Origin of the sequence: Bacillus sp. F2HM (assembly GCF_019266135.1) — a bacterium.
In the GTDB taxonomy this organism is placed as follows: Bacteria; Bacillota; Bacilli; order Bacillales; family Bacillaceae; genus Bacillus; species Bacillus safensis.
Genome location: NZ_LRMO01000039.1, coordinates 1 through 10,296 on the forward strand (window position 1 = coordinate 1; position 10,296 = coordinate 10,296).

14 protein-coding genes are annotated in these 10,296 nt (G+C 40.5%); 11 read left to right on the forward strand and 3 right to left on the reverse strand.

Translation table 11 applies throughout. The features are described 5' to 3' along the window. Positions 1-54 precede the first annotated feature (54 nt). The gene (locus AWT60_RS18225; RefSeq protein ID WP_046311893.1) at positions 55-402 is read right to left on the reverse strand and encodes an Ig-like domain-containing protein; all 348 of its coding nucleotides are present in this window, start codon (positions 400-402) and stop codon (positions 55-57) included. A 623-nt stretch (positions 403-1,025) separates the two neighbouring features. Here AWT60_RS18225 and greA point away from each other — a divergent pair. The 3 genes from greA (at position 1,026) to AWT60_RS18240 (ending at position 4,025) form a co-directional block, all read left to right on the forward strand. Beyond that, on the forward strand, positions 1,026-1,499 hold the full coding sequence (gene greA, locus AWT60_RS18230; protein WP_008358505.1) for a transcription elongation factor GreA: 474 nt from the start codon (positions 1,026-1,028) through the stop codon (positions 1,497-1,499). A 50-nt stretch (positions 1,500-1,549) separates the two neighbouring features. After that, a complete protein-coding gene (locus AWT60_RS18235) occupies positions 1,550-3,292 on the forward strand; it encodes a peptidoglycan D,D-transpeptidase FtsI family protein (protein WP_218677590.1) in 1,743 nt (580 codons plus the stop codon). 67 nt (positions 3,293-3,359) lie between these two features. Next, positions 3,360-4,025 (forward strand): YrrS family protein, encoded by a 666-nt coding sequence (locus AWT60_RS18240; protein ID WP_218677591.1) that lies wholly within the window; start codon positions 3,360-3,362, stop codon positions 4,023-4,025. Between the two features lie 38 nt (positions 4,026-4,063). Here AWT60_RS18240 and AWT60_RS18245 read toward each other — a convergent pair whose 3' ends face one another. Continuing rightward, the gene (locus tag AWT60_RS18245; protein WP_024423103.1) at positions 4,064-4,267 is read right to left on the reverse strand and encodes a YrzA family protein; all 204 of its coding nucleotides are present in this window, start codon (positions 4,265-4,267) and stop codon (positions 4,064-4,066) included. Between the two features lie 186 nt (positions 4,268-4,453). Here AWT60_RS18245 and AWT60_RS18250 point away from each other — a divergent pair, with 186 nt between their 5' ends. The 7 genes from AWT60_RS18250 to AWT60_RS18280 all read left to right on the forward strand — a co-directional run bounded on the left by AWT60_RS18250 (position 4,454) and on the right by AWT60_RS18280 (position 9,134). Beyond that, a complete protein-coding gene (locus AWT60_RS18250; protein WP_024427893.1) occupies positions 4,454-5,095 on the forward strand; it encodes a class I SAM-dependent DNA methyltransferase in 642 nt (213 codons plus the stop codon). A 15-nt stretch (positions 5,096-5,110) separates the two neighbouring features. Continuing rightward, positions 5,111-5,806 carry a 5'-methylthioadenosine/S-adenosylhomocysteine nucleosidase gene (mtnN, locus tag AWT60_RS18255; protein WP_024423101.1) on the forward strand — a complete coding sequence of 232 codons (696 nt, stop codon included), beginning with the start codon at positions 5,111-5,113 and terminating at the stop codon, positions 5,804-5,806. Positions 5,807-5,852: 46 nt separating this feature from the next. Next, on the forward strand, positions 5,853-6,776 hold the full coding sequence (locus AWT60_RS18260) for a PLP-dependent cysteine synthase family protein (protein ID WP_024427895.1): 924 nt from the start codon (positions 5,853-5,855) through the stop codon (positions 6,774-6,776). A gap of 1 nt (position 6,777) precedes the next feature. Further along, positions 6,778-7,926, forward strand: coding sequence for a bifunctional cystathionine gamma-lyase/homocysteine desulfhydrase (locus tag AWT60_RS18265; RefSeq protein WP_024423100.1), 1,149 nt, complete (start codon positions 6,778-6,780; stop codon positions 7,924-7,926). Positions 7,927-7,998: 72 nt separating this feature from the next. Beyond that, complete coding sequence (locus AWT60_RS18270) at positions 7,999-8,229, forward strand: YrhC family protein (RefSeq protein WP_034279976.1); 231 nt, start codon at positions 7,999-8,001, stop codon at positions 8,227-8,229. A 449-nt stretch (positions 8,230-8,678) separates the two neighbouring features. Beyond that, entirely contained in the window at positions 8,679-8,813 is a 135-nt protein-coding gene (locus AWT60_RS18275) for a YrzI family small protein (RefSeq protein WP_197202995.1), read from the forward strand. Between the two features lie 159 nt (positions 8,814-8,972). After that, the gene (locus tag AWT60_RS18280) at positions 8,973-9,134 is read left to right on the forward strand and encodes a hypothetical protein (protein ID WP_155267112.1); all 162 of its coding nucleotides are present in this window, start codon (positions 8,973-8,975) and stop codon (positions 9,132-9,134) included. 43 nt (positions 9,135-9,177) lie between these two features. On the opposite strand, the gene AWT60_RS18785 is transcribed toward AWT60_RS18280, so the two are convergent. Beyond that, entirely contained in the window at positions 9,178-9,303 is a 126-nt protein-coding gene (locus AWT60_RS18785) for a YjcZ family sporulation protein (protein WP_008342643.1), read from the reverse strand. A 268-nt stretch (positions 9,304-9,571) separates the two neighbouring features. Between AWT60_RS18785 and AWT60_RS18290 the strand changes: the two genes are divergently transcribed. After that, positions 9,572-10,174 (forward strand): class I SAM-dependent methyltransferase, encoded by a 603-nt coding sequence (locus AWT60_RS18290; protein WP_024427897.1) that lies wholly within the window; start codon positions 9,572-9,574, stop codon positions 10,172-10,174. Positions 10,175-10,296: the final 122 nt, after the last annotated feature.

Consider the following 10,296-nt stretch of genomic DNA (forward strand, 5'->3'; position numbering starts at 1 on the left):
GGGTTTGTCTACGGTCTGAGACCTTTACACTGTAAAGGTCTTTTCAGCATCATCTTACCAAACTCTCACAAAAACTTGTCCTAAGACAGACGTTCCTTTATAAAGAGTGATAGTGGCATCGCCACGTGAATGAGCGGTCACTAGCCCACTAGAGCTTACAGAAGCAACACTCTGGTTATCTGTCCAATAACGTGTTGCTGCAGCATTATAGACTGAGCATTGCTCACCAACTCTCATAGGTAAATCGTAATTTTGAATCGAAATTACATCTAATGTTTTAAATCCCGAGGAGCAGCTATTGACTGTGAAATCCGCTGTTTCTTTGGCTGAAGCCATGCCCATTAGTGAAAAAGATAAGGTAGAGATGGATAGAACAGAGACAATTGTTTTCTTCATGTTCATTTAAAACACTCCCTAGCATGTATTTGGTCTTGCATTGATGAAATTCAACAAAAACCAAATATTTCCTTGTAAATATTTGTTAATAATGTGTGAACGTTTATTTAAGCAGTATTCTCGGAAAGAATCTTGAGGGTTTGATATGATAAGAAAACAATGAAGAAAAGAAGAGATGGGGAAATCACTACCACATAGCGAAAGAATGAAGTTGAAAAAGTATATTAAAAAAACGACAAACAAATCATCACAAATTTTCAAACAATTCTTGATCAAAATGCAATTTTGTAATAATATAGCATAGACATATCGTACACTGACCATATTATGTATTGGAAGATGGAGAATGGATAAGCTATTCTTCTACATATGATCGAAATGGCCGAACGAGGTACAGGAGCTTCCTGTGCCTTTCCACAGTTTGTGCGATTTTAGACCGCTGCGAGTGGTCCTGTCTAATAAAAGGCATAATAGTTGCATCTAAAAGGGACGCCATGTAAGATGGACTTTTACGAATATGGTACAGAAGGAATGAGGGCCTGAACATGTCCTCATTCTTGTATATTTCAGTCGTCACTCACGTGCAGAAAGTTTGTATGATGAGGATTAATAGAAGGAGTGAATGATTCATGGCACAAGAGAAAGTATTTCCAATGACAGAAGAAGGAAAACGTAAATTAGAAGAAGAGCTTGAATATTTGAAAACGGTTAAACGTAAAGAGGTTGTAGAGCGTATTAAAATCGCTAGAAGTTTTGGAGACCTCTCTGAAAACTCGGAGTATGATTCTGCTAAAGAAGAGCAGGCGTTTGTAGAAGGACGTATTACAACGCTTGATAATATGATTCGTAATGCTAAAATTATCGAAGATGAAGGAAACTCAAATGTGGTTTCACTTGGTAAAACGGTGACATTCGTTGAATTACCAGACGGGGAAGAAGAATCTTACACAATTGTGGGAAGTGCAGAAGCTGACCCGTTCGAAGGCAAGATTTCAAACGATTCACCTATTGCAAAAAGCCTTTTAGGTAAACAAGTAGACGACAAAGTAACTGTTCAAACACCGGGCGGAGAAATGTTCGTCCAAATTGTAAAAATTTCATAATCACGTTTATCAGGTAAACACCTCGTCCACAATAGGGACGAGGTGTTTTTATGCGCAAAAAAAGAAGAATTCAATGGACAGGTGCGGTTATTTTTATACTATTGCTCGGTCTTCTGATGAGACTGGCAGAAATTCAGCTGTTCTTCACAGAATCGTTTTCAAAGCTTGATATCAATTTAATACAAGAAAGTGTCAAACAGCGAACAGAAGAAGTCGTTATTTCAGACGGTCGCGGTGAGTTTTTAGATCGAAACGGCCAAGCACTTCTTACAAAAGAACAGCCTGCGGTTATCTTATTTCCTTTCCTGCAATATGATCTTCCACGCTTGCAGCAAACCGCCTCTATTCTTGAGATGGAAGAGGATGAACTCAAAAAACAGTTAACAGAAACGAAAAAACCTCTCATTTTAAAAGATGACATCACGAAAAAAAAACTGAAAGACATCAATGATATGAAATATTCAGGTGTGTACGGCGTATATATGAAAGAGAAGGACAAAAAAAGACTTGCCCTCCACACATTAGGTTTCACAAGCGAAAATCCAGAACTACTCAGAAAGCGTTATCCTGACAAAAAAGAGCTTTCCATACGTACTGAAATCGGCACATTTGGGCTGGAAAGTACCTTTGACGAATTTCTATTACCCGAGCAAGACACAAAATTGTTATATCATGTGGATGGAAGGGGAAACCCTTTGTTCGGTATGGACGTCAAATATACAGCAGAAGCTCATTCCTTTTATCCACTTCAGGTACAGACAACGATAGATGAAGACATGCAGGCTGAAATGGAGAAGGTGCTCAAAGAACAAGGCGTTGAAAAAGGCGGTGCCGTTCTGCTAGACATTGAAAAAAGCAGTGTACTCGCGATGGCGAGTACCCCAAATGTCACAAGTAAAAACCGGCATGAGGCAAGAAATTACATGCTGACAGCGATTGCACCAGGCTCAGTCTTTAAAACGGCTGTGCTTGCCGCAGCAATCGAAAAAAACCTTGACCAGCCACAAACCATGTATGACTGTCGAAAGAATTTATATGGAGAGCCTGAAGGAAAACAGGAAGTGCTGAATCTGACGGACAGTTTCTCAGAGAGCTGCAATTATACCTTTGCGACACTTGCTGAAAGGCTCATTCAAACAGATGATCAAATCATCGAAAAGACGGCTGCAAAGCTTGGACTCATAGATCGAGCTGGCTGGGAAGGGGATGTCTATCATAAGCAGCACTTCAAACAGTTTGATCGTGAAGAAACAGGCAGTGTGTGGGGAGATAAAAGAGACAAGCATGTCAAAAAAGCCATTGCACAAACCGCAATAGGACAAAAAAATGTGAAAACGACTCCTCTGCAAATCGCGAATATGATGGCTACGATCGCAAGAGGAGGAGAACGAAAAGAAGTGAAAATCGCAGAAAAAGTGCTGTATCAAAACGGAACAACGATGCTGTCCTTTCAAAACAAACGGCCTGAAGGGGGCAGCATAGACCGCTATACAGCTCAAAAGCTGCAAAAATTCTTAAGGCAGGTGGTGACCTCTGACAAGGGAACCGGCAGAAGGTTTCAAGATTTGCCATACGATGTAGCGGGAAAATCAGGTACTGCCCAAACCGGCAGTCAAGACAAAAAGGGGAATTCGCTTTATCATAAGTGGTTTGCTGGATACTTTCCGGTAGAAAAACCAAAATACGCCCTTGTTGTTGTTCACCTTGATGAGACAAGTGGCCGGGCTAAGACAAATGATGCGTTTTATGATATTGTAAAAAAGGTCAATGAAATTGAAAAGAAACAGACATAGAACATCCCTTCATGACATGTTAGAATAGTAACGACTTAGGGAACAGAGGCAAAGGAGTGCAGAGATTTTGAGTAGAAATTCTCGATTTGAACATCGTGATAAGCGCAGAAAGGCGAATATGGTGCTTAACATATTAATTGGTATCGTTGTGGTGCTTATTTTGGTTGTCGCATCGAGTTTATTAATTTTTAATAAGCCGAAAGATACAGATGTAGCAAAAGAGCCATCAAAAACGGCACCTGCAACAAGTGAAAATAAACAAAACTCACAAGAAGATGTGAAAGATCCAAAGAAAGACATATCCGATGATTCAGATGCAAAAAAAGATGATTCATCTGATCAAGACGACGAAAAGAAGAAGACAGATGATGAAGAAAAACCTAATAAAGATGCGTTAAAAGACGCCAAAGAAACAGATGGCGGCAAAACCAGTGATGTAGACAAAACATACGAAAATGATGACTGGGAGCCTGTAGGAACAGAGCAATCCGGTTCACATACAGCAACCTATGATTCCAGCTCAAAAGACTGGAAAGAAATGATCAAAGCCATGTCCTATGCGACAGGAATTTCAGAAGATCAAATGACCGTTCTTTGGTTAGGAAATAACGGAGGTCCTCAAGATGCAAAAGGAACCATCCGTGATAAATCAACAGGTGAACGCTACCGCGTGGAAATTACGTGGGTAGATGAAAAAGGCTGGAAACCTGTGAAGGTTGAAAAATTAAGATAAACATGAAAAAAAGATAGCAGATCTGCTATCTTTTTTGTTTAGACATTCGCTTTAAAATGAACAACTGCTGTATACAAAATCCGCTCATCGATCACAGTCGTTTGATGACTGACAGAATGAACAGTCAGCAGAATCGCCTGATTATGTTCAATTTGTTTTTGGATCTTTTGTTCAAGTTCTTTTAAAGATGTTGCTTCAAAAAATTCTATTTTATCCTTTAAAAAATCCAGCTGAAAATCCATTTGATTCACCTCTCTATACTCTTCATTCATCTTAATCTCTCTCCCTCAGAAGGGCAAATGTTTTTCTGTCTCTCCCAGTATTTTTTAGTAGGAAAGAAACAGAAGTTGTGGTAGGATAGGAACTGTTCGACGGAATAAAACATACTATACGCATAGGAATAAATAGATAAAGTGGAGGGAAAGAAAATGGGACGTGAATTTCTTTCTTTATTTGATCATTGGGCTGACTCTTATGACGACACGGTAAGTGGTCATGACGAGCAGTATAAAGAAGTGTTTCGCCGGTATCCGGCTATTTTAAAAGAGATTGTCCGCCTTTCAGGCCAAGATGTTCTTGAGTTTGGAAGCGGTACGGGGAATCTAACAGCGCTACTCCTTGCAGCTGATAAAAACGTGTTTGGTGTTGAACCATCAGATGCCATGAAGAAAGCGGCTCTTCAAAAAGGACTGCCAGATCTATTTCATGATGGGGATTTTTTATCATTTCCAGCGCCGCCTTTTGAGCCAGATACGATCGTCAGCTCATATGCATTCCACCATTTAACGGATGAAGAAAAAAAACAAGCCATTCACACCTATAGCAACATCCTTCACTCAGATGGTAAAATAGTTTTTGCTGATACAATGTTTCAAAATCAAGCAGCACATCAAGCTCAGATCGACAAAGCGAGAGCCGCAGGGTTCGATCAGCTTGCAGAGGATTTAGAAACGGAATATTATCCATCTATTGATGTGCTAAAGCAAATCTTTGAAGAAGAAGGTTTTAGCACGTCCTTTCATCAAATGAATGATTTTGTTTGGATCGTAGAAGCGAAGAAAAGGGAATGAAAGGATGTTTTTGATTTGAAAATCGCAGTTATAGGTGCAATGGAAGAAGAAGTGACGATTTTAAGAGATCAACTAAAAAATGCTACACAAGAAAACATCGCTGGGTGTGAATTTACAACAGGTGTTTATGAAGATAAAGAAGTGATTTTATTAAAATCAGGAATTGGAAAAGTAAATGCAGCGGTCAGCACAACATTACTGCTTGACCGCTTTCAGCCAGATTATGTGATCAATACAGGATCTGCTGGCGGTTTTCACCACTCATTAAATGTAGGTGATATTGTCATCTCTACTGATGTGAGACATCATGATGTAGATGTGACCATCTTTGATTACGAATATGGACAAGTGCCGGGACTTCCAGCTGCTTTCATTGCAGATGAAAAGCTTGTGAAGCTGGCAGAAGAATCTGCTTTAGAAATTGATCATATTCAAGTGGCAAAAGGAACGATTGCAACAGGAGATTCGTTTATGAATGATCCGGATCGTGTAGCGTTTGTGAGAGAGAAGTTTCCAGAGCTATATGCGGTGGAAATGGAAGCCGCAGCCGTTGCACAAGTCTGCCAGCTCTTTGGTACGCCATTTGTTGTCGTTCGTGCGCTATCGGATATTGCAGGGAAAGAATCCAACATCTCCTTTGATCAATTCCTTGAGCAAGCAGCGATTCACTCAACCGACCTTGTCTTGCGTATGATAAAGCAAACACAATAAAAGAAGGGGTTCCCCCCTTCTTTTCCATACAAAGGAAGGGAATCATATGGCTGTCATAAAGGATATTACTGAATTAATTGGCCGCACACCGCTTTTAAAGCTGTCAGGGATTGGCGTCCCAGAAGGCGTTGAGGTGTATGCAAAGCTTGAGATGATGAATCCAGGTGGAAGTATTAAGGATCGTTTAGGTGACATGCTCATCAGAGAAGCATTAGCATCTGGCAAACTGCGTCCAGGCGGAACTATTATTGAAGCCACTGCTGGAAACACAGGAATTGGGCTTGCCCTAAGTGCAAGAAAGCATCAATTGCAGACCATTTTTTGTGTACCAGAACATTTTAGTCAAGAAAAACAACAACTGATGAAGGCGCTCGGTGCAGAGATTATTCATACGCCGAGAAAAGAAGGCATGAAGGGTGCGATTGATCGAGCCCTTGAATTAGAGGCAAGCCTTGACAATGCCTATTGTGTTTTACAATTTAAAAACCAAGTAAATCCATTGACTTACTACAGAACGCTCGGTCCCGAATTATGGTCCGACTTAAAAGGGAATATCGATGTATTCGTGGCGGGAGCAGGATCTGGCGGAACTTTTCAAGGTTGTGCCGCCTATTTAAAAGAGCAGAATCAGGCGTTAAAAACAGTGGTTGTGGAGCCTGAAGGATCAATTTTAAATGGAGGGGACCCGGGTCCGCATAGAACGGAAGGAATTGGCCTTGAATTTATCCCAGATTATATGGAGCAGGCTTTATTTGATGAGATTTACACTGTCAGTGATGATGATGCGTTTCGAATGGTGAAAGAAGCAGCTGAAAAAGAAGGTGTTCTCATCGGCAGCTCTTCTGGTTCCGCTTTATTTGCCGCTTTAGAGGAAGCAAAGAAAGCAGCACCTGGGACAGTCATTGTCACCATTTTTCCTGACAGCAGTGAGCGATATTTAAGTAAAGGAATTTATGAGGGAGGAAAATAGCATGAAACCAAAAACAATGATGATTCACAGCGGAACAACGGGTGATGAAAGAACAGGCGCCGTGTCTGTGCCGATTTACCAAGTGAGTACTTATAAGCAGCCGAAAGCAGGCGAACATACGGGGTATGAATACTCCAGAACAGCAAATCCAACAAGAACTGCCCTGGAAACAGTCATTCGTGATCTTGAAGGAGGAGCAAGCGGTTACGCATTTGGTTCAGGGATGGCAGCCATTACGGCTGTGATGATGCTGTTTAACAGCGGAGATCATATTGTGCTGACAGATGACGTGTACGGCGGAACCTACCGCGTCATCACAAAGGTGCTAAACCGCATTGGCATTACTGCAACCTTTGTTGACACAAGTGATCCTGAAGCGGTGAAAAAAGCCATTTTACCTGAAACAAAAGCCGTTTACATTGAATCACCAACCAATCCTTTACTCAAAATGACGGATCTAAAAGCCATCGGCGAATTGACAAAGGAAGCCAACATCTTGATGATTGTCGACAATACATTTTTCACACCGTATTTCCAAAAGCCGATTGAATATGGCGCAGACATTGTCTTGCACAGTGCGACTAAGTATTTAGGCGGCCATAGTGATGTTGTAGGCGGGCTTGTCGTCACAGCGACGAAAGAGCTTGGAGAAGAACTGCACTTTGTTCAAAACTCGACAGGCGGAATTCTTGGACCGCAGGATTCATGGCTTCTCATGAGAGGGATGAAAACGCTTGGACTAAGAATGGAAGCACATCAACAAAATGCACAGAAAATCGCTGAGTTTTTAAAGCAACATGCAGCCGTCACACGTGTTTATTATCCAGGTCTCGATACTCACCCTGGACATGAACTTGCGAAAACACAAGCATCTGGCTTCGGCGGAATGATCTCTTTTGATATTGGAAAAGAAGAACATGTCGATGTATTTTTAAGCCAGCTTAAGCTGTTTACAATCGCAGAAAGCCTTGGAGCGGTTGAAAGCTTAATTTCTGTCCCTGCCCGGATGACCCATGCGTCCATTCCAAAAGACCGCCGGGAGGAGCTTGGCATCACAGATGGTTTAATTCGTATTTCCGTCGGAATTGAAGATGTGGATGATTTACTACATGATATCAAGCAAGGACTAAGCGCACTGGCGAATGGATAGATTTACATGCTCCTCGCTTTCTCTCACTATGTTAAGCTATGAATAGACATTGATAACTGGAAGGTGAAACAAGTGAAGAAAAAGTGGAGTGATTTAGTGACAGATTACAAGCAGTACGCTTTTATTTTGCTTGCTGTCAGCACCTTTTTATATATTGGTACGATCTTACCGAACCAGCACATCGAAGCATCTCCAAAAATGCTGATGATGGGAATAGATTGTGTTTTCTTATTAGCAGCTTTTGTTTGTGTTAAACGCGCGATTTTCTTTCAAAAGAAACTGCAAGAATTAGATGAAGATTAATTCGAAAGTCTCCTCATTTGCCTGAGGAGGCTTTTTTCATTGTATTGGACAATCGGACAAGAATAACTGTAGAAATTTAGTCAAAAACACAAAAATCATCTATATGACTAAAAACAGGTTTACAAAATGGTGCTTGCTGGATATACTTACAAAGTAATTAAAAAAAACGTAAAGGAGGCTGAAGAATATGTTATTCGTATCTACTTGTGATCAATTCAACCAACAATTTCATCATGTCATCAGCCTGTGGAAGAGTTCGTGTCCTTCCTTTGCCTTATACGGTGCACGCTTCAAAACTGTTTAAGTAAACGAGGATTTCACACGTATCATCCATTGCAGGTTGGAAGACACTGTCTTTTGATCTGCATTTTTGTGTGCCCGCAGGTCAACTGATAAAGAAGATCTGCGGGCTATTTCGCGTGCTGCGAACTGAAGGGAGGTGAGCGTATATGACAATCCATTTATTTTTTATTACTTTGACGATCAAGCGGAAATACAAGGACATTGAGACCGTTCTTTACGAACAAGAAGTCGAAACAATTTATGAAGAAATGAAACAGAAACAACTAATGTATATGAACTAAAACAGGAAATGAAAAATGTGAAAAGGAGGAGATTGACATGTTTATGATGCTTGCCATGCTTGATTGTTATACGATGGAGAAGGACCAGGTTTAGACACGCTCCACATTGATCACCTGCACATATGATACCGTAAAAGGTGATTGTGAGGTGATCAATGAATGTCGATGTCACCATATATGAGATTTCCGTCTGTGGGGCACGGGTATGCATCTATTCCGCATTCCTTAAAGCACGGGTACGGCAATCCATACCGCATGCAAAGAGAGCAAGAGGAAATGCTCAGACGTTATATGTACCAGTACCGGACTTATTGGTATTAAAGAAAAGGAGCAGGAAACGTCATAGTTTCCTGCTCCTTTTACATTAGCAAATCCAGCTTGCACCAATGATGATCAACAAAATGAACAGTACAACAAGCAATGCGAATCCGCCTGCAAAACCGCCACCGTAGCCACCGCAGTAGCCTCCAGAATAACCGCCAAAGCCCATAATCTAGCACCACCTTTATCTAATCAAGATACATTTATAAATTATGCAGCTCATGCAGAAAACGAAATCAATCTGAGCACAAATAATGAAAACGCCTATTCGGGTTAAAAAAATTTTCACTTTCTGCGAAACATTTTCTGAAAAGGAGCGTCTTATAAAAGACAAATAAATTAGGACTAGGTCTTAATTTTTGTTAGGTGAGAGCCGATATGAAAAGTAAGAAAATTTGTAAATAGTTTTATTTACTGGTGAAAAGCAGGTGTTAACATTGATTCAAAGCTGGATTGGAAAACAAATGAGGGAACCAAAAGGCTTGTTCTCAAAATGGGTTGCCCGCTATATGGAAAAAAATCATCATAATATCAATGAATGGACGATTCAACTCTTAAATATACAAGAAAATGACCGAATTTTAGAAATTGGGACTGGAAGAGGCATCACCTTATCAAAGGTAGCTGAAAAACTTGACCGCGGCAAAGTATATGGAGTGGATGCCTCTCGTCATATGATTAAATATGCAAAAAGAAAACATAAGAAGCTTGCGGAACAGGACAAAGCCGTCATTACGCTTGGTAAGGCTGAGCAATTACCTTTTGAAGACAGATCATTCAATAAATTATTTACGGTGCAGACGATCTATTACTTGAAGGATATTGAGCAAGTCATGAAGGAAGTGTACCGCGTACTTCAAGTGGATGGAGAAGTATTTTTATCCTTCCAAAAGCAGGAGCTGATCAACGAACAAAAACGGTCAACATCTTTTTCATCGTACAGTGAAGAAGAGATCAGCCGCCTGTTTTCAGCATATCACTTTAGAGAGGTCTCGGTTTATCACTATGATACATACATCTGTATCAAAGCCTTAAAATGATGAAAATATTTCCCAGGTAATGAACAAGCACTCAAAAAAGAGGCTCTTCGTCAGAGGAGCCTCTTTGCCTGCAATAAAAAAAGGCTCTTCATCAGAAGAGCCTCAGATTGTAGAGAAACTTA

Coding starts and splice junctions, on each gene's coding strand:
- AWT60_RS18260 (WP_024427895.1), top strand. CDS start 5,853: ATGGCTGTCATAAAGGATATTACTGAATTAATTGGCCGCACACCGCTT.
- greA (WP_008358505.1), top strand. CDS start 1,026: ATGGCACAAGAGAAAGTATTTCCAATGACAGAAGAAGGAAAACGTAAA.
- AWT60_RS18280 (WP_155267112.1), top strand. CDS start 8,973: ATGTCGATGTCACCATATATGAGATTTCCGTCTGTGGGGCACGGGTAT.
- AWT60_RS18235 (WP_218677590.1), top strand. CDS start 1,550: ATGCGCAAAAAAAGAAGAATTCAATGGACAGGTGCGGTTATTTTTATA.
- AWT60_RS18785 (WP_008342643.1), bottom strand. CDS start 9,303: ATGGGCTTTGGCGGTTATTCTGGAGGCTACTGCGGTGGCTACGGTGGC.
- AWT60_RS18275 (WP_197202995.1), top strand. CDS start 8,679: ATGACAATCCATTTATTTTTTATTACTTTGACGATCAAGCGGAAATAC.
- AWT60_RS18225 (WP_046311893.1), bottom strand. CDS start 402: ATGAACATGAAGAAAACAATTGTCTCTGTTCTATCCATCTCTACCTTA.
- AWT60_RS18250 (WP_024427893.1), top strand. CDS start 4,454: ATGGGACGTGAATTTCTTTCTTTATTTGATCATTGGGCTGACTCTTAT.
- AWT60_RS18245 (WP_024423103.1), bottom strand. CDS start 4,267: ATGGATTTTCAGCTGGATTTTTTAAAGGATAAAATAGAATTTTTTGAA.
- AWT60_RS18265 (WP_024423100.1), top strand. CDS start 6,778: ATGAAACCAAAAACAATGATGATTCACAGCGGAACAACGGGTGATGAA.